Annotated in this window: 17 protein-coding genes; 11 read left to right on the top strand and 6 right to left on the bottom strand. The window is 71.6% G+C overall.

What is annotated here, in order from left to right:
* Window positions 1-9 precede the first annotated feature (9 nt).
* The 10 genes from ACWGI2_RS25995 (at window position 10) to ACWGI2_RS25950 (ending at window position 9,543) form a co-directional block, all read left to right on the top strand.
* Complete coding sequence (locus ACWGI2_RS25995) at window positions 10-528, top strand: DUF2617 family protein (protein WP_160506235.1); 519 nt, start codon at window positions 10-12, stop codon at window positions 526-528.
* A gap of 96 nt (window positions 529-624) precedes the next feature.
* On the top strand, window positions 625-2,202 hold the full coding sequence (locus ACWGI2_RS25990) for a polyamine aminopropyltransferase (protein ID WP_453697924.1): 1,578 nt from the start codon (window positions 625-627) through the stop codon (window positions 2,200-2,202).
* Between the two features lie 46 nt (window positions 2,203-2,248).
* The gene (locus ACWGI2_RS25985; RefSeq protein ID WP_453697922.1) at window positions 2,249-3,043 is read left to right on the top strand and encodes an SRPBCC domain-containing protein; all 795 of its coding nucleotides are present in this window, start codon (window positions 2,249-2,251) and stop codon (window positions 3,041-3,043) included.
* 257 nt (window positions 3,044-3,300) lie between these two features.
* A complete protein-coding gene (locus ACWGI2_RS25980) occupies window positions 3,301-4,095 on the top strand; it encodes an aldose epimerase family protein (protein WP_453697921.1) in 795 nt (264 codons plus the stop codon).
* A gap of 10 nt (window positions 4,096-4,105) precedes the next feature.
* Window positions 4,106-4,660: an orotate phosphoribosyltransferase gene (gene pyrE, locus ACWGI2_RS25975; protein WP_249588748.1), complete on the top strand. Its 555-nt coding sequence runs from the start codon at window positions 4,106-4,108 to the stop codon at window positions 4,658-4,660.
* Window positions 4,661-4,788: 128 nt separating this feature from the next.
* The gene (gene fbaA, locus ACWGI2_RS25970; RefSeq protein ID WP_160506240.1) at window positions 4,789-5,820 is read left to right on the top strand and encodes a class II fructose-bisphosphate aldolase; all 1,032 of its coding nucleotides are present in this window, start codon (window positions 4,789-4,791) and stop codon (window positions 5,818-5,820) included.
* Between the two features lie 78 nt (window positions 5,821-5,898).
* Window positions 5,899-6,312, top strand: coding sequence for a DUF3151 domain-containing protein (locus ACWGI2_RS25965; RefSeq protein WP_453396934.1), 414 nt, complete (start codon window positions 5,899-5,901; stop codon window positions 6,310-6,312).
* Window positions 6,313-6,481: 169 nt separating this feature from the next.
* Window positions 6,482-7,303, top strand: coding sequence for a tryptophan 2,3-dioxygenase family protein (locus ACWGI2_RS25960; RefSeq protein WP_453697919.1), 822 nt, complete (start codon window positions 6,482-6,484; stop codon window positions 7,301-7,303).
* A complete protein-coding gene (gene kynU, locus ACWGI2_RS25955; RefSeq protein WP_453697918.1) occupies window positions 7,296-8,498 on the top strand; it encodes a kynureninase in 1,203 nt (400 codons plus the stop codon). Before ACWGI2_RS25960 ends, kynU begins: the two co-directional genes overlap by 8 nt.
* A gap of 151 nt (window positions 8,499-8,649) precedes the next feature.
* Window positions 8,650-9,543 (top strand): alpha/beta hydrolase, encoded by an 894-nt coding sequence (locus tag ACWGI2_RS25950; RefSeq protein WP_453697917.1) that lies wholly within the window; start codon window positions 8,650-8,652, stop codon window positions 9,541-9,543.
* Between the two features lie 16 nt (window positions 9,544-9,559).
* Here the strand turns inward: ACWGI2_RS25950 and ACWGI2_RS25945 are convergent, their stop codons facing one another.
* From ACWGI2_RS25945 to ACWGI2_RS25925, 5 genes are all read right to left on the bottom strand, one after another.
* Window positions 9,560-10,777: a cytochrome P450 gene (locus ACWGI2_RS25945; RefSeq protein WP_453697915.1), complete on the bottom strand. Its 1,218-nt coding sequence runs from the start codon at window positions 10,775-10,777 to the stop codon at window positions 9,560-9,562.
* Window positions 10,778-10,820: 43 nt separating this feature from the next.
* Complete coding sequence (locus tag ACWGI2_RS25940) at window positions 10,821-11,489, bottom strand: response regulator (protein ID WP_453396939.1); 669 nt, start codon at window positions 11,487-11,489, stop codon at window positions 10,821-10,823.
* Window positions 11,486-12,811, bottom strand: a complete 1,326-nt coding sequence (locus tag ACWGI2_RS25935) for a sensor histidine kinase (RefSeq protein WP_453697913.1) — start codon at window positions 12,809-12,811, stop codon at window positions 11,486-11,488. Before ACWGI2_RS25935 ends, ACWGI2_RS25940 begins: the two co-directional genes overlap by 4 nt.
* A gap of 352 nt (window positions 12,812-13,163) precedes the next feature.
* Window positions 13,164-14,783, bottom strand: coding sequence for an ABC transporter permease (locus tag ACWGI2_RS25930; RefSeq protein WP_453697912.1), 1,620 nt, complete (start codon window positions 14,781-14,783; stop codon window positions 13,164-13,166).
* The gene (locus ACWGI2_RS25925) at window positions 14,780-15,703 is read right to left on the bottom strand and encodes an ATP-binding cassette domain-containing protein (protein ID WP_453396942.1); all 924 of its coding nucleotides are present in this window, start codon (window positions 15,701-15,703) and stop codon (window positions 14,780-14,782) included. The genes ACWGI2_RS25930 and ACWGI2_RS25925 overlap by 4 nt, the downstream gene beginning before the upstream one ends.
* Before the next feature lie 92 nt (window positions 15,704-15,795).
* Here ACWGI2_RS25925 and ACWGI2_RS25920 point away from each other — a divergent pair, with 92 nt between their 5' ends.
* A complete protein-coding gene (locus ACWGI2_RS25920) occupies window positions 15,796-16,305 on the top strand; it encodes a GbsR/MarR family transcriptional regulator (protein ID WP_453697910.1) in 510 nt (169 codons plus the stop codon).
* A gap of 201 nt (window positions 16,306-16,506) precedes the next feature.
* Here the strand turns inward: ACWGI2_RS25920 and ACWGI2_RS25915 are convergent, their stop codons facing one another.
* On the bottom strand, window positions 16,507-17,382 hold the full coding sequence (locus tag ACWGI2_RS25915; protein WP_453697908.1) for a diacylglycerol kinase family protein: 876 nt from the start codon (window positions 17,380-17,382) through the stop codon (window positions 16,507-16,509).
* Between the last annotated feature and the right edge of the window lie 33 nt (window positions 17,383-17,415).

The following is a 17,415-nucleotide window of genomic DNA, read 5'->3' as shown; positions in this document are numbered from 1 at the left end:
AGCCGACCCATGCTCACGACCCTGAAGACTGTCTATACCGACACGTGCGCCGCGGACCTCGCCTGGACCCTTGGGCGCGAGCCGCTGCCCGCACTCGCCACACTCGAACTGGAGCTTGTCGACGCGAGAATGGAGCTGAGGCTCCTCGGCGCATCGCACCAGGTGCTCCTCGAAGAGGAGCAGGGCACCTGCTCAGAGACCGTCGCCTGCATCCCCGGCAGCAGTACGCCCCTCCCGCTCGGCGTCTCCAAGCGCCTCGGCGAGTGGGAGTACGAATTCGCGGCGCGCGTCGAGACTCTCTCGCGAGGTCAGTTCGCGGGCCGCGCACAAGAGTTGCTCGCTCTGGTGGCCGAGCACCCGCATGGTCTGGCCGGGGTCTTCCCCGGCAGTCCGCACGCGTTCACGGCCATGCTGGCGCAGCGGCACGAGGGCGCGGTGCAGTGGCGCACCTGGCACGCCTACCCGCAGGACGGGCAACTGGTGGCGACCCGCACTCGGGTGGGTGTGCGAATGCCGGCAGTGCTCTGATCGCTCTGACCAATGCGCCCCATATACACCTAGGACGCCGAGTTGCACCCTTGTGGGTGACTGGATGTGTGAGTTCGGTGACGTAGCGTTCCCAAGGTGATCGAGCCGTCAACGCATTTACCGGTGACGCCCCGGACAGGACGGTTCCTCGTCCTGGTGGGCGTCTTCATCTGCGCGGCCTGCGGTCTGGTGTACGAACTCGAACTGGTCGCCCTCGCCTCGTACTTGATCGGTGACTCGGTCACGCAGGCGTCGGTGGTCCTCTCGGTGATGGTCTTCGCCATGGGCATCGGCTCCCTGCTCGCCAAGCGCCTGCGGTGCCGTGCCGCGGTCGGGTTCGGCCTGGTCGAGGCGGCGCTCGCGCTGGTCGGCGGGCTGAGCGCGATGGCCTTGTACGCGGCGTTCGCCTGGACCGGCGACCGGGGCGAGGTCTGGGCGGGCGGCTCCCGGTATCTCCTCGTCGCCTTCTCGCTCGCCATCGGCCTGCTCATCGGCGCCGAAGTGCCGCTGCTCATGGCGCTCATCCAGCGGATCAGACGACAGGACGCCAGCGGCGCCCTGTCTGACCTCTTCGCCGCGGACTACGTGGGCGCGCTGGTGGGCGGCCTCGCTTTCCCCTTCCTCCTGCTCCCCCTGCTCGGCCAGCTGACGGGGGCGCTGATCACCGGCTCGGTCAACGCGCTCGCGGGCGGCGCGCTCGTGTTCGGCCTGTTCCGGCACGACTTGAGCGTGCGCGGCCGCTGGGCCCTGCTCGTCGCGAACGTCACCGTCCTCGGCCTGCTCGCGTCGGCCGCCGTCCTCGTCGGCGACTTCGAGGCGGCGGCGCGCCGGGCGGTCTACGGCAAGGACGTGCGGGTCGCCGTGCAGACCGACGTCCAGGAAGTGGTCCTCACCGGCGGCAGGGACGTTTCGCTCGACCTCTACCTCGACGGGCGCCTGCGGGTCAGCGGCCGTGACGAGCACCGCTACCACCGGGGGCTCGTCGGCCCCGCGATGAACGGCAGGCACGCGCGCGTGCTGATCCTCGGCGGCGGAGACGGCCTCGCGGCGCGCGAGGCGCTGCGGCATCCGGGGGTGCGGCGGGTGGACATCGTGGAACTCGACCCGGGGGTGGTGCGGTTGGCGCGCAGCGACCCCGCGCTGAGCGAGCTGAACGGACACGTCTACAGCGACCCCCGGGTGCGGGTGGAGTACGCCGACGCGTTCCACTGGCTGCGCTCGCCCCCTCGTACGTACGACGTGGTGGTCTCCGACCTGCCCGACCCCGGCATCACCGCGAGCGCCAAGTTCTACTCCCAGGAGTTCTACGGCCTCGCGGCGCTGGCCCTGGCCGATGGCGGACGCCTCGCCGTGCACGCGGGGCCGATGGCCGACAGGCCGCGTGTCTTCTGGACGGTGGAGGCGACGCTGCGGGCGGCGGGGCTGCTCACCGAGCCGTACCGCGTGGGCGGCAGGCTCTCCGGGTTCGCGGCGGGCCCCGACCGGACGGCGGACGGCGCGTCCGCGCCGCGCGACTGGGGCTTCGTCCTGGCGGCCAGGTCCCGGCCGGTCCTCGAACCGCCCGGGAAGTCGGCGCCGCCGCGGGTGGGCGTGGTGTCCGCCGATCGGACGCGGACGCGGGTTCCGAGGGGTCTTCTCCCCTCCACACTGGTGCACCCGCGGTATGCGAACTGACGAACTGACGTACATGGTCTCGGCCACGTGGGTAGGCTCGACTGCCATGGAGCATGAGGTGTTCGTTCCGGTTCCCGCCGACCGTCTTCAGCAGGTGCTGAGCGACCCCGAGCAGGTCGCCGGGGCGGTGCCCGGACTTCAGCGCGACGCCGACGAGTCCGCGTCGCCGGTCTCCGGCCGTCTCAAGGTGCGGGTCGGCGGTCACACCATCACGTATCGCGGTGCGGCGCGGGTCGCTCCGCGCGGCGACGGGACCTTCGCGATCGAGGGCGAGGGTGTGGAGGTGCGGGGCGGCGGCTCCGTGAAGCTCTCGCTGACGGTGCGGCTGGAGTCTGCGTCTGATCCCGCGTCTGCTGAAGGCGGCGACGCCGGGACCCGGGTGATCTTCTCCGGTACGGGTGCGGGGGAGGGGCGCGTCACCGAAAGTTCTCCACAGGCTGTGGAGGGGGCGGTGCGGAGGCTCCTTGAGCGGTTCGCGGAAGGGCTGGGGCGGGGGGCCGCGCCGGAGCCCGAGCCTGAGCCCGAGCCTGTGGTGGTCGAGCCCGTCGAGGCGGCCACCGTCTTCGAGACGGAGGTGCCGCCGTCGTCGTTCGAGGAGGACGACGACGGTGTCGTGGATGAGGTCGTGGTGCCGCCTGCTGAGGCTGCGCATGCGCGGCGGACGATGATCGGCCGGAGCGCGGAGGAGGTCGACCACGCGCCGCCCCGGGGGCGGTACGCCCCCGCGCCCGCTGCTGAGTCCCTGTCCACCTCCGCCACGCTGCGGTGGGCTGCGCCTGCTGCGGCGGTGGTGTTGGCCTCGGCGATTGTTGTGGGGCGAGCGCTTCGCCGCAGGCGTTAATTTTCCCCAACCCACCCCTTCCCGAAAACCCGCTCGGCGCGGGGGCCTACCTGGGGCTCCGCCCCAGACCCCGACAAGATGGCCTCAAACGCCGGCCGGGCTGGATCCATCCAGCCCGGCCGGAATCTTCCAGCCCGTCCGGCGTTTGAGGACGAACTCGGCGAAGCCGGTGATGACGGCCACCCAGGCCCCCGCGCCAGAGCGGGTTTTCGGGAAGGGGCGGGGTTGGGGAACTTTCCTGCCCGTAGGGTCGACCCGTGAGCAACGAAGACGTGACACTGGCCGCGGGCGACGCGGAAGTTACCGTGCAGGCGGGGAACGGCTGCCGGGTGGGCAGCCTCAAGATCGGCGGGACCGAACTGCTGAGGCAAGGCCCACGCTACGGCTGCTTCCCCATGGCCCCCTGGGCCGGCCGCATCCGCGAAGGCAAGTTCCGCAACGGCGGCACGACCCACCAGATGCCCCTGAACTCCCCGCCCCACGCCATCCACGGCTTCGCGAGGGACGCCGCATGGCGCACCGCCCGCGCGGGCAAGAGCGAGGCCGCGTTCACGTACGACCTCACCGACCCCTGGCCCTACGAAGGCCGCGTCACGCAGATCGTCGAGCTCACCGAGGACTCCCTCACCCTCACCCTCGGCATCGAGACGTACGGCGACTCCTTCCCCGCCCAGGCGGGCTGGCACCCGTGGTTCAACCGCAGCCTGGGCGAGGGCGGCGAAGACGTGCGCATCGGCTTCGAACCCGCCTGGCAGGAGGAGCGCGGCGACGACCACCTCCCCACCGGCAACCGCATCGCCCCCACCCCCGGCCCCTGGGACGACTGCTTCGGCATGCCCGACGGCGTCGACGTCACCCTGACCTGGCCCGAACGGCTCGCGCTCACGGTGAAGAGCCGTGAGCAGTGGGTCGTCGTCTACGACGAGCAGGAAGCCGCCGTCTGCGTCGAGCCGCAGACCGGGCCGCCGAACGGGCTCAACACCCTGCCTCGCCTCGTCACCCCCATCGAGCCCCTGGAGACGGCGACGACCTGGACCTGGACGCGGCTTTAAGCTGACAGGCATGACTGACGACGTACGTGGCGCCCTGCTGCAGCAGATCAAGGACAAGGCCGTGGTGCACGGCAAGGTGACCCTCTCCTCGGGTCTCGAAGCCGACTACTACATCGACCTGCGCCGCATCACCCTCGACGGCGAGGCCGCCCCCCTGGTCGGCCAGGTCCTCCTCGACCTCACCGCCGACCTCGACTTCGACGCCGTGGGCGGCCTCACCATGGGCGCCGACCCTGTCGCCGGCGCGATGCTGCACGCCTCCGCGGCGCGCGGTAAGCGCCTGGACGCCTTCGTCGTGCGCAAGGCCGCCAAGGCGCACGGCATGCAGCGCCGCGTCGAGGGCCCGGACATCAAGGGGCGCCGCGTACTCGTCGTCGAGGACACCTCCACCACCGGTGGCTCCCCGCTCACCGCCGTCGAGGCCGTGCGCGAGGCCGGTGCCGAGGTCGTCGGCGTCGCGACCATCGTGGACCGGGCCACCGGGGCGGGCGAGAAGATCACCGAGGGCGCCGGGGTGCCGTACCTCTTCGCGTACTCCAAGGACGACCTCGGCCTCAGCGACTGAGGTCCGGCGGCTGAGGATCTGCGTCCGGGCCGAGCCGCCCGGCAGATCTGGAAAGATGGGGGCGACGATGACGTCGCCCCCTTAGGTCAGGGCCAAGCACACACCCGCACATCACAAGGAGCGGACACATGCCCATCGCAACCCCCGAGGTCTACGCCGAGATGCTGGACCGGGCGAAGGCAGGCAAGTTCGCCTACCCGGCCATCAACGTGACCTCCTCGCAGACGCTGCACGCCGCACTGCGCGGCTTCGCGGAGGCCGAGAGCGACGGCATCATCCAGATCTCCACCGGTGGTGCGGAGTTCCTGGGCGGCCAGCACAACAAGGACATGGTGACGGGCGCCGTGGCCCTCGCCGAGTTCGCGCACATCGTCGCCGCGAAGTACGACATCACCGTCGCCCTTCACACCGACCACTGCCCCAAGGACAAGCTGGACACCTACGTCCGTCCGCTGCTCGACGTCTCCGCCGAGCGCGTCAAGGCCGGCCGTAACCCGCTCTTCCAGTCGCACATGTGGGACGGCTCCGCCGAGACCCTCGCCGACAACCTGGCCATCGGCCAGGAGCTGCTCGCGAAGGCCGCCGCCGCGAAGATCATCCTTGAGGTGGAGATCACCCCGACCGGTGGCGAGGAGGACGGCGTCACGCACGAGATCAACGACGAGCTCTACACGACCGTCGACGACGCGCTGCGTACGGCTGAGGCGCTCGGCCTCGGTGAGAAGGGCCGCTACCTCCTCGCCGCGTCCTTCGGCAACGTCCACGGCGTCTACAAGCCGGGCAACGTCGTCCTGCGCCCCGAGCTCCTCAAGGACCTCCAGGAGGGCGTCGCCGCCAAGCACGGCAAGGCCGCGGGCTCGCAGCCGTTCGACTTCGTCTTCCACGGCGGCTCCGGCTCGACCGCCGAGGAGATCGCGACCGCCCTGGAGAACGGCGTCGTGAAGATGAACCTCGACACGGACACGCAGTACGCCTTCACGCGTCCCGTCGCGGACCACATGTTCAAGAACTACGACGGCGTCCTGAAGGTCGACGGCGAGGTCGGCTCGAAGAAGACGTACGACCCCCGCACCTGGGGCAAGGCCGCCGAGGCCGGCATGGCCAAGCGCGTCACCGAGGCGTGCGCGAACCTGCGCTCCTCGGGCACGAAGCTGAAGTAGTCACCACGGCGTCCGTACGGGCCCGGCACCCCTTCCCTGGGTGCCGGGCCCGTACGCGTATGGAGCAGACTGGAACCCATGGCCATTCACAAGGATCTGCTCGGGGGACCGCCCCCGACCCACCTGCCCGACGACCCGGAGCCGCGCGAGCTCCTCGCGAACGGCGCGGCGCCCGCCGACGTCGCCGCGAAGTACCCCACCTCCTCGCTCGCCTGGGCGCAGCTCGCCGACGAGGCGTTCGAGCGGGGCAGCGTCGTCGAGTCGTACGCGTACGCCCGCACCGGCTACCACCGCGGCCTCGACGCGCTGCGCCGCAGCGGCTGGAAGGGCCACGGCCCCGTGCCGTGGGAGCACGAGCCGAACCGCGGCTTCCTGCGGGCCCTGCACGGCCTCGCGCGCGCCGCGCAGTCGATCGGCGAGCAGGAGGAGTACGAGCGCTGCGCCGGCTTCCTGCGGGACTCCTCCGAGACGGCGGCCCAGACGCTGGGCTAGCCCCCGCATACGTACCCGATACGTACCTGACCTGCCTGGACGCCGCTGTGACCAGGCAGGTCTTGCCGTTTTGTGGGATGTTGCGGAGGATGCCGGTGGGGACCGGGGCCCCCGTGTCGGTAACGGCAGGGGCGGACCGCTACCCGGAGTACGTATCAAGGAGATCGCGATGTCCCAAGAGGCGGACACCCCGAACCTCGACTTCGCAGGAACCACCCCTTACGAGGACTACGTCCAGGCGGACGTCCTCACGCACCTCCAGCACCTGCGCTCGGACGACCCCGGAGAGATGGTCTTCCTGGTCACCACCCAGGTGATGGAGCTGTGGTTCACGGTCATCGTGCACGAGTGGGAGACCGCGTCGCACGCCCTGCGCCGCGACGACATCCCGACCGCCGTGGCCGCCCTCAAGCGCAGCCTCCGCGAGCTGGAGGCGCTGAACGCCTCATGGCGCCCGCTCGCCCAGCTGACCCCCGGGCAGTTCAACTCCTACCGCGGCGCGCTCGGCGAGGGGTCCGGATTCCAGTCCGCGATGTACCGCCGCATGGAGTTCCTGCTCGGCGACAAGTCCGCGTCCATGCTGGTGCCGCACCGGGGCGCGCCGCGCGTCCACGCGGAGCTGGAGAAGGCGCTCCAGGAGCCGAGCCTGTACGACGAGGTCCTCGCCCTGCTCGCCCGCCGCGGCCACGCCGTCCCGGCCGCCGTGCTTCAGCGCGACCTGACGCAGAGGTACGAGCCTTCGCCCGAGGTCGAGAAGGTGTGGACCGACCTCTACGCCGGTGACGAGAGCGATGAACTGGCCCGCCTCGGCGAGGTGTTGACGGACGTCGCCGAGCTGGTGTGGCGCTGGCGCAACGACCACCTGGTGGCGACCCGGCGCGCGATGGGCTCCAAGACGGGCACGGGCGGCTCGGCCGGCGTGGCCTGGCTGGAGAAGCGCGCGACGAAGAACGTGTTCCCCGAGCTGTGGACTGCGAGGAGCCATGTCTGAGGCCGACCTCAAGGCGCAAGCGGCAAAGAGGGACGGCGAGGACGAACTCAGCGCGAAGCGCGAGGAGTTCGTCCTGGACGACACCGTCTACCTGGACGGGAACTCCCTGGGAGCCTTGCCGGCACACGTGCCGGAGCGGGTCGCAGACGTCATATCCCGGCAGTGGGGCAAGCTCCGCATCCGCTCCTGGGACGAGAGCGGCTGGTGGACCGCCCCCGAGCGCATCGGCGACCGCATAGCCCCGCTCGTGGGGGCCGCCCCCGGCCAGATAGTGGTCGGCGACTCCACGAGCGTGAACGTCTTCAAGGCCCTGGTCGCCGCCGTACGCATGGTCCGTGACTCGGGCGAGGGGCGGGACGAGATCGTCGTTGACGCGACGACCTTCCCCACGGACGGGTACATCGCCCAGTCCGCGGCACGGATGACGGGCTGCACTCTGGTGCCGGTCGCCCCAGGCGAGGTGCGCGACGTCCTCGGCCCGCGCACAGCAGTCGTCCTGCTCAACCACGCCGACTACCGCACCGGACGCCTGCACGACCTGCCCGGCCTGACGGCGGCCGTGCACGACGCGGGCGCGCTGGTGGTATGGGACCTGTGCCACACCGCGGGCGCACTGCCCGTCGGGCTGGACGCGCACGGCGTGGACCTCGCGGTCGGGTGCACCTACAAGTACCTGAACGGGGGGCCGGGCTCACCTGCCTACATCTACGTACGGGCGGATCTGCAGCCCCGCTTCGACTCCCCGCTGCCCGGCTGGAACTCGCACGCGGAGCCCTTCGGGATGCGGCCGGAGTTCGAGGCGGCGGAGGGTGCCCTGCGGGGGCGGGTCGGTACGCCCGACATCTTGTCGATGCTGGCGCTCGACGCGGCCCTCGACGTCTGGGACGGGGTGTCCATCGAGTCCGTACGGGCCAAGTCCCTCGCCCTGACGGACTTCTTCGTCGAGTGCGTGGCGGCCTACGTCCCCGAGGGGCGGGTCGAGGTGCTTACCCCGGCCGCCCATGAGGAGCGCGGCAGCCAGGTCGCCTTGAGGTGTGACGACGCCGGTGACGTGATGAGGCGCCTCGTCGAGCAGGGTGTGGTCGGCGACTTCCGGGCGCCGGACGTGCTCCGGTTCGGCTTCACGCCGTTGTACGTCGGCTTCGCCGATGTGGAGCGGGCGGCGGAGGTGCTGGCGCGGACGCTGGGTGAGTGACCCCGCCCCGCCGCTCGGACGCCGGACGGGCTCGGGTTCAGCCCGTCCGGCGTTTGGGGGGCGGAGCCGTTCTCGGGCAGGGGCGGGGTAGGGGAAGATCAAACGAGCACCCACCCGCAGCAGCTCCACTCCCCGCAGAGAGGTTGTCGCAATGCCGGACGACGCCATGCCGGACGACGCCGCCGCCGTGGCCCGCGATGCCGCCGAGGCCGAGGCCGCCTTGTCGCACCCCGCGGTGACGCCCGACGCCACCGCCGCGTACGGCGAGCACCCCGACCAGGTGGTCGACTTCTACGAGCCCCGGACCGCCACGGGCGCCCCCGCCCCCCTCGTCGTCGCCCTGCACGGCGGCGCCTGGCGCGCCCCGTACGACCGGCAGCACCTCACGCCCTTCGCGGACTTCCTGGCCAGACGGGGCTTCGCGGTGGCCAACGTCGAGTACCGGCGCGGCAGTTCCATCCCCGCCCAGGGGGAGGGGCCCGTCGCGGGCCGCTGGCCCGAGACCTTCGACGACGTGGCCGCCGCCTTCGACGCGCTGCCCGCGCTCGCGGCGCGGCACCTGCCGTCGGCCGACCTCCGCCGCACCGTCGTCACCGGCCACTCGGCCGGCGGCCACCTCGCTCTCTGGGCCGCCGCCCGGCATGTGCTGCCCACCGGTTCACCCTGGCGCACCGATCGGCCCGCCCCCTTCCGGGGTGTCGTCGCCCTCGCGCCCATCGCCGACTTCCGCGTGGCGCGAGAGCTCGGCGTCTGCTCGGACGCGCCCGTGCAACTCCTCGGCGGCGACGCGCAGTTCGAGGAGCGGCTCCCGCACGCGGACCCGGCGGCCCTGCTGCCGACCGGCATCGCCACGACCGTCGTCCAGGGGCGTACCGACATCGTCGTGCCGCAGGCGGTGGCCGAGGCGTACGCCGACGCGGCGGCGAAGGCGGGCGAAGTGGTCGGCGTGACCCTTCTCGAAGAGGTCGGGCACTTCCCGCTGATCGACCCGGCGGCGGACGCCTGCGCGGTGGTGGCGGAGGAGATCGCGCAGCTGGCGTTCTGAGGCGGGGCCGCGGGACTCAGGTTTCCACCCGAAGTTCCCTTAGCCCCCGGATCACGAAGTTCGGCTTCCGTTCGGGCTCGGCGGCGAGCGTGAGACCGGGGGCCCGGCGGAGCAACGCGCCGAGTGAAGCGGCCAGTTCGATGCGGGCCAGGGGTGCGCCGATGCAGTAGTGGATGCCCGCGCTGAAGGAGATGTGCGGGTTCTCGGCGCGGGTCAGGTCCAGTTCGGCGGGGGCGGTGAACACCGCGGGGTCGTGGTTCGCCGAGCCGAAGAGGAGGGCGACCTCGCTGCCACGCGGGATCACGGTGCCGTCGATATCGACGTCGTCGAGGACCCACCGCTCGAAGAGCTGGAGCGGGGTGTCGTACCGCATCAACTCCTCGACCGCGGTGGGGATGAGACGCCCCGGATCCGCGCGCAGGGCGGCCAGTTGTGAGGGGTTGCGGAAGAGCGCGTACCAGCCGTTGACGGTGGCGTTGACCGTCGCTTCGTGCCCCGCGTTGAGCAGCAGCACGCAGGTGGAGATCATCTCCTGCTCGCTGAGGGACTCCCCTTCCTCGTACGCGGCGATGAGCCCCGAGATCAGATCGTCGCCCGGCTTCTCGCGGCGCGCGGCGATGAGTTCGCGCAGGTACGCGGAGAATTCGAGCGAGGCCGTGACCGCGCGCGCCGCGGTCTCCTCGGGCGGATTCAGCTCGTACATTCCGCAGATGTCGGCCGACCAGGGCCGCAGCTGGGCCCGGTCGGCCTCCGGGATGCCCAGCATCTGCGCGATGACGGCCACCGGCAGCGGCTCGGCGACGCGGGCGGCGAGGTCACCGCCCCCGTCCGCCACCAGCTCCCGTACAAGCTGGTCGGCCAACTGCTCGACGTACGGCCGGAGTTGCTCGACGGTGCGCGGCGTGAACGCCTTCGACACCAGGCGCCGGATGCGGGTGTGGGTGGGCGCCTCCAGGTCGAGCATGCCGTTGTCGTTCAGGACGTGGAACGGCTCGTGCTCGGGCGGCGGGGCCTGCCGCCCGAACTCCTCGTGCGTGAACCGGTGCAGATAGGTCCGCCCGAGCCGCCGGTCCCGCAACAGCGCGGAGACGTCCGCGTGATGCGGGACGAGCCACTGATCGGTGGCTTCGAAATAGTGGACCCGCCCGGCGTCCCGCAGCTGCGCGTAGGCCGGGTAGGGGTCGGCGATGAACTCCGCTGACCAGGGGGCGAATTCGGCGAGGGGGGCGTCCATGGAGGGACGGTAGTCGGGTGCGCCCCGGCGTGGATAGTGGCCGTCAGCCCGGCGTGACCAGCCGGGCCTCGTACGCGAAGACCGCCGCCTGCGTGCGGTCCCGCAGGCCCAGTTTCACCAGGATGCGGCTCACGTGGGTCTTGATCGTGGACTCGGCGACCACGAGGCGCGAGGCGATCTCTCCGTTGGAAAGGCCCTGGGCGATGAGGACGAGCACCTCCGTCTCGCGCTCGGTGAGCTCGCCGTACTGCTGCGCCTGCACCGTCGCCGAGAGGCGCGGTGTCTCGCCGAGCTTGGAGAACTCGGTGATGAGGCGGCGCGTGACGGAAGGCGCGAGGAGGGCTTCGCCGGCAGCCACCACCCTCACGCCGTCGGCGAGTTGGCGCGCGGAGGCGTCCTTGAGGAGGAAGCCGGAGGCACCGGCCCGCAGCGCCTGGTAGACGTACTCGTCGAGGTCGAAGGTGGTGAGGACGAGGACCTTCGACGTCACGTCGGCCGCGACGATCTCGCGGGTCGCCTCGATGCCGTTCAGGACGGGCATGCGGATGTCCATCAGGACGACGTCCGGGGCGAGCTCGCGGACGCGGTCGACCGCCTCACGGCCGTTGACGGCCTCGCCCACGACCTCGAAGTCGGGCATCGCGTTGAGCAGGACGGAGAAGCCCTCGCGGACCATCATCTGGTCGTCGGCGATCAGTACGCGGATCGTCATTCCTGGCCTCCGGAGGGTTCCGATGCGGATGCGACCGGCAGGAACACGGTGACTTCGTACCCGCCGTCGGCGGTCTCCTCGGTCGTCATCTCGCCGTCCAGCATCGTGACACGCTCGCGCATGCCGGTGAGGCCGTGGCCCGCTCCGGGCGAGGGCTTGACCAGGCCGGTCGCGGGTCCGTTGACGATGCGCAGCCCAAGACCTCCCAGCACATAGCCGACCTCGACGCGGGCCGTGGCTCCGGGTGCGTGGCGCAGGGTGTTGCTCAGCGCCTCCTGGACGATGCGGTACGCGGAGAGCTCGACGCCCTGCGGGAGCTCGCGGACGGCTCCGGTGACGACCTTCTCGACGTCGAGGCCGGTCTCACGGACGTTCGCGATGAGCCGGTCGAGGTCGGCGAGCGTGGGCTGCGGGGCGTCCGGCGCCTCGTAGTCCTCCGCGCGTACGACACCGAGGACGCGGCGCAGCTCCGTCAGGGCGGCCACGGCGTTCTCGCGGATCGTGACGAACGCCTGCTCCAGCTCGGGCGGCGGGTTCTCGACGCGGTAGGGGGCGGCCTCCGCCTGGATGGCGACCACCGACATGTGGTGCGCGACCACGTCGTGCAGCTCGCGCGCGATCGTCGTCCGCTCCTCCAGGAGGGTGCGCCTGCCGCGCTCCATCTCGGTGACCGTCCGCTGGACGCTGACCTCGTGCTTGGCCTCGCGGCGGATGTGCACGAGGGAGGCGGCGAGGAGGGCGAGCGCGGAGAAGAAGAGCATCTCCGGGAGATTCGTGGTGTACCCCGGGCTGAGGAAGACCTCAGCGGCGATGCCGTAGAGCGCTGTGGCGACCCACATCCACGCGGCGGTGCGGGGGCGGGTGCGCAGTGTGATGACCGTCATCACGGTGATGTGCGCGAAGAAGACGCTGGCGGTCCACGGGTAGCCGTTCCAGTTGCCGGCGACGGCGCCGGAGAAGGGGGTGCTCGCGATCAGGACCCACCAGGCGCCGACGGGCCTGAGCAGGGTCATCACGACGGCGGCGGCCGGGATGAGGCCGGTGAGCACGTAGTCGAGACCGCCGGAGTCCTCCGCGTACGCGAGGAGGAAGGTGAAGAAGGCGGCCGTCACGACCGCCGCGTGCGGGGCCCAGCCGACGTACTGGCGTATGCGGGCGGGGAGGCGCCGGGTGAGGGGGCCGTCCGTACGCATCGCTTGCAGCGGGCGGTAGGCGAAGGCGTCCCGGAAGAGGTCCTGCCGAAGCCCTCCGAGCGCACCCACGGCCAGGCGGAACTCCGGGCTGCGGTTGCTGCTGGGGGCGTTCTTGGTCGCGTCAGTCACACGTACGAAGGTACGGGCAGCCTCCACCGGGGTCGTCCCGCCAGGGAGGGGTCCTCGGGGGTCCGTCGCAGGTACTACACCATGGCCGGGGGCCTAGCGGAACGGGGACCTCCCCACCCACCCGCCCGACACCCCGCATCTGACCGTGCCGGAACGAACCTTTCCCACCCACCCGCCCGACACCCCGCATCCGACCGTCCCCGAACGAGCCTCTCCCACCCGCCCACCCGTTACCCCGGAGTAATCGGGTGGGTGGGAGGGAAAGGCCTGTTCGGCTGCAGGCGGATGCAGGGTCACGTAGTCAGGTCCATGCCGGGGGCGCGGCCCGCCGGGCCCCCGGCATGCAGCAGGGTCACGTAAGTAGGTCCCTGCGGCGCAGTGCCGTCAGGCCGCCGGCCGCCAGCGTTGCCGCGATGGTGAGGAGCGTCGCCACCGGGGCCCACCTCATCTCGGAGCCCGGCAGCTTTGGGAGGTGGCCAAAGGGGGAGGCGTCCAGTGCCAGCTGCGGGAGGTCCAGGGCCGGGCCGATCCAGCCGAGCGCCAGGCAGGCCCCGGCCACACCCCACGCGGCCACCGCCCCCCGAGGGAAGGCCCCCACCAACAGCACCGCCAACCCGCCCAGCGCCCAGACCCCGGCCACCTGCACCAGGCACGCCCCGAGGATCGCCCCCAGGCTCTCCCCGTGACCGGCGTAGAGACCGAGGCCGCCCGCCAGCATCAGCAGTACCGAGCCGCCGAAGGCGATGACCAGGTGGCCCCCGGCCCACCGCAGCCGCCCCACCGCGTTCGCGAGGACCGGCTCCGCCCGCTGCGACGTCTCCTCGCCGTGCAGCCGCAGCACCGAAGCGACGACGTACAGCGAGGCGACCATCCCGAGCAGGCCGACCATCGTGGCGAGGAAGGCGTCCGTGAGGCCGGACTGGCCGCCCATCCGCTCGATGATCTCCCGGGTGTTGGCGTTGTCGCCGACGATGTCCGCCGCCCCCTCCACCATCCCGCCGAAGACCACACCGGCCGCCAGGAATCCGAGCGTCCAGCCCAGCACGCTCCCCCGCTGCAACCGCCACGCGAGCCCGCCCGCCGTAGCGATCCCGCCCTTCGCGGGCCCCGGCCGGGTCGGCAGAAAACTCATCCCCACGTCGCGCCGCCCCGCCAGGCCGTACGCGAAAGACCCCTGCGCGACGATCGCGGCGGCGATCAGGAGCAGCACCCACCACCGCTCGCCGGCGTAGGCGCGGAGGTTCTGTGCCCAGCCGAGCGGTGAGAGCCAGGTCAGCACGGACGAGCCGCCCTCGGACCCCGCGTCACCGGCGGCCTTGAGCACGTACGCGGCGCCGAGCACCCCGGACGTCAGCCCCTTGGCGAGCCGCGCGCTCTCCGTGAGCTGGGCGACGATCGCCGCCATGGTGGCGAAGAGCATCCCGGTGCCCGCGATGCCGAGCCCGAGCGCGAGCGCACCGGCCGAGCCCTGCCCGGCCATCCCGCCGGCGATGAGCAGACCCACGGCAGCGTTCGCGGTGAACGCGGCGAGCAGCGCGGCGGTCAGCGGCGCACGCCGCCCCACCATCGCGGCGGAGAGCATCTCCTGGCGGCCCGTCTCCTCCTCCTCGCGCGTGTGCCGTACGACGATGATCAGGCTCATCACGGCGGCGAGGATCGCGGCGTAGACGCCGATGCGCCAGGCGGAGAGCGCGCCGACGGAGTCCCCGAACACCGGCGAATACAGCGCCCGCATCGAGGAGTTGGCGTTCATCGACCGCATGGCGTCGGCCCGCTCGGCGGCCGTTCCGTACGTCTGCTCCAGGGCGCCCGGCATGGAGAGGACCAGGCCGGAGACGACGATGACCCAGACCGGCATCATGACGCGGTCGCGCCGCAGGGCGAGCCTCAACAGGGCGCCGGTTCCGGCGAGTTGGGCGGATGAGTGGGAGGTGCGGGGGGTGGACCCCACTGCTCCGGTGGCGACAGTCATCGCGCGGCCTCCCGCACATCGTCCTGGTAGTGCCGCAAGAAGAGCTCCTCCAGCGTCGGCGGCGTGGAGGTCAGCGAGCGGATCCCGGAGTCGGCCAGCGAGCGCAGCACCGCGTCCAGCTTGTCGGTCTCGACCTGCAACTTGACGCGATGCCCGGCTACTCCTTCTCCCTGCCCGGATACGTCGACGTCGTGCACCCCGGGCAGCCGCGCGAGCCCGTTCGGCGGCCCCGCAAGCTCGGCGGTGACGCTGGTCCGCGTCAGATGGCGCAGGTCGGCGAGCGATCCGCTCTCGACGGTCTGCCCCTTCCTGATGATGCTCACGCGGTCGCAGAGCGTCTCCACCTCGCTGAGGATGTGCGAGGAGAGCAGGATCGTCCGGCCCCGGTCGCGCTCCTCGCCGACGCACGCCTGGAAGACCTCCTCCATGAGCGGGTCGAGCCCGGACGTGGGCTCGTCGAGGATCAGGACGTCGACGTCCGACGCGAAGGCGGCGACGAGGGCGACCTTCTGCCGGTTGCCCTTGGAGTACGTGCGCCCCTTCTTGGTCGGGTCGAGTTCGTACCGCTCGATGAGGTCGGCCCGGCGGGCCCGGTCGAGGCCGCCGCGCAGCTTCCCGTACAGATCGATGACCTCGCCGCCGGAGAGGTTGCGCCACAGGGTGACGTCACCCGGTACGTACGCCACGCGCCGGTGCAGTTCCACCGCGTCGTTCCACGGGTCCTTGCCGAGGAGCTGGGCGGCGCCGGAGTCGGCGCGGAGCAGGCCGAGGAGGACCCGGATGGTTGTGGACTTCCCTGAGCCGTTGGGGCCGAGGAAGCCGTGGACCTCGCCGGTCTCGACGTCGAGGTCGAGCCCGTCCAGCGCGTGCGTCCGTCCGAACGACTTGTGCAGTCCGGAGACGGTGATTGCCTTCGTCATGTTTCGGAACTTACGCTAACTTCACAAACTTGTGAAGTTAAGGAAGCGTATAAACTCGACCGCGACCGGCACGCAGGGGAGATGATCGGCAGATGCCCAAGGGGTCCGAGGGGTCCAACGGAGAGGCGCGGCGTGACGACGAGGTCGTCTCACGCTTCGTGGAGCAGTTCGCCGCGCAGCTGGTCGAGGCGGGCATGCCGAGGATGCCCGCGCGGATCTTCGCGGCGCTCCTCGCGTCGGACTCGGGCGCGCTGACATCGGCGGAGCTGGGGGAACGGCTCCAGGTGAGCCCCGCGGCGGTCTCGGGCGCGGTCCGCTACCTCACGCAGCAGCACATGGTGGCCCGAGAGCGCGAGCCGGGCTCCCGACGGGACATCTTCCGGGTGCACAGCAACCAGTGGTACGAGGCGCTGGCCAACCGTGACGGGATCCTCAAGCGCTGGGAGTCGGCCCTGCGCGACGGCGTCACGAGCCTCGGCGCCGACACCCCGGCGGGCCGCCGCATGGCGGAGACGCTCGCCTTCTTCGAGTTCGTCGAGGACGAGATCGTGGGGATGCTGGAGCGGTGGCGAGTGCGGAGGGAGACCTTGTTCGGCAAGTGACCTGTCCCGCCACTTCGCGGCGGATCCTTCCCGCCCACCCGATTGCCCCGCGGCGGACCCTTCCCGCCCACCCACCCGATTGCCCCGCGGGGTAATGGGTGGGCGGGTGGGGAAAATCCGCCGCGAAGCGGCGGCCAGGCGGAAACGGCGCCGCACCCGAAGGACGGTGGGTCCTCCGCCGGGTGCCGGATCCCCGGCCGGTCAACGAGGCAGCATCAAGCCCCAAGCATTGGCCCGCACCGACCACGTCCGCGTCCGCACAGGCCCCCCGACCACCGCATCCGCCCGGTAGCGGAAATCCGCCCCGGACACGGTGATCGTCCGCGCCCGCACCCGCAGCGCCTCGGCCGCCGCGCCCACCGAGGTCGGCCGCACCTCGACCTCCGCGAGACCATCGGCCCCCGGACGCACCCAGACGCCCTCCACCGGCTGGTCCAGGTCCACCACGAGCACCCCGTCCGCCTCCACCCGCAGCCGCGCGGGCGCGGGGCCCGGCGCCGACGCCACGCGTGCGGGACGCGCAAGGGTGCGTACGAAGGACTGGCACGTGCGCAGCCAGGGGCGACCGTCCACCGCCGTGCTCCCGGAGGCCGCCGCGCTCCCGGAGCCCGCCGGGACGACGGGCGGGATCCGCAGCGTCCCGAGCACCACACCGTCGCTGTCGTCCACGAGCAGATCAAGCCGCCGCTCGGCCCCTTCGAGCACCGCACGGGCCGCCGCGACGGCGCCGAGCGGCACTCCGAGGGCCCGGGAAAGTACTTGGGCGGCCCCGACGGGAACGACCGAAACCGCGCACGAACCGAGCTCGCGCTCGCGGTGCAACGCCGCGACGGCACGCAGCAGCGCCCGGTCGTCACCGATCACCACAGGACGCCGCGCACCCCTCCTGGCCAGGGCTTTCGCGAAGTCCTCGGGCCCTTCCGGCAGGCAGATCCGGATGGCCGCACCCGCGCCGAGCACATCCTTCGCGATCCGTACCGACTCACCGTCCGTGCGCCGGGCGACCGGGTCGATGACGACTAGCAGCTGGTCGCGAGCCGACAACGTGCGCCCCTTTTCTGAGTCCTCGGGTAGCATCTTTGTGCAAGAGCCCCTTGCGCTATTGCGCCA

The organism is Streptomyces sp. NPDC054866 (assembly GCF_053610745.1).
The sequence above is the reverse complement of the archived record's forward strand: the minus strand, read 5'-3'. Positions and strand labels throughout refer to the sequence as shown.

Excerpts from the sequence above, each read along its gene's own strand:
- ACWGI2_RS25995 (WP_160506235.1), top strand. The coding sequence starts at position 10 with ATGCTCACGACCCTGAAGACTGTCTATACCGACACGTGCGCCGCGGAC.
- ACWGI2_RS25985 (WP_453697922.1), top strand. The coding sequence starts at position 2,249 with ATGGAGCATGAGGTGTTCGTTCCGGTTCCCGCCGACCGTCTTCAGCAG.
- pyrE (WP_249588748.1), top strand. The coding sequence starts at position 4,106 with ATGACTGACGACGTACGTGGCGCCCTGCTGCAGCAGATCAAGGACAAG.
- fbaA (WP_160506240.1), top strand. The coding sequence starts at position 4,789 with ATGCCCATCGCAACCCCCGAGGTCTACGCCGAGATGCTGGACCGGGCG.
- ACWGI2_RS25965 (WP_453396934.1), top strand. The coding sequence starts at position 5,899 with ATGGCCATTCACAAGGATCTGCTCGGGGGACCGCCCCCGACCCACCTG.
- ACWGI2_RS25960 (WP_453697919.1), top strand. The coding sequence starts at position 6,482 with ATGTCCCAAGAGGCGGACACCCCGAACCTCGACTTCGCAGGAACCACC.
- kynU (WP_453697918.1), top strand. The coding sequence starts at position 7,296 with ATGTCTGAGGCCGACCTCAAGGCGCAAGCGGCAAAGAGGGACGGCGAG.
- ACWGI2_RS25950 (WP_453697917.1), top strand. The coding sequence starts at position 8,650 with ATGCCGGACGACGCCATGCCGGACGACGCCGCCGCCGTGGCCCGCGAT.
- ACWGI2_RS25945 (WP_453697915.1), bottom strand. The coding sequence starts at position 10,777 with ATGGACGCCCCCCTCGCCGAATTCGCCCCCTGGTCAGCGGAGTTCATC.
- ACWGI2_RS25940 (WP_453396939.1), bottom strand. The coding sequence starts at position 11,489 with ATGACGATCCGCGTACTGATCGCCGACGACCAGATGATGGTCCGCGAG.
- ACWGI2_RS25930 (WP_453697912.1), bottom strand. The coding sequence starts at position 14,783 with ATGACTGTCGCCACCGGAGCAGTGGGGTCCACCCCCCGCACCTCCCAC.
- ACWGI2_RS25925 (WP_453396942.1), bottom strand. The coding sequence starts at position 15,703 with ATGACGAAGGCAATCACCGTCTCCGGACTGCACAAGTCGTTCGGACGG.
- ACWGI2_RS25920 (WP_453697910.1), top strand. The coding sequence starts at position 15,796 with ATGCCCAAGGGGTCCGAGGGGTCCAACGGAGAGGCGCGGCGTGACGAC.
- ACWGI2_RS25915 (WP_453697908.1), bottom strand. The coding sequence starts at position 17,382 with ATGCTACCCGAGGACTCAGAAAAGGGGCGCACGTTGTCGGCTCGCGAC.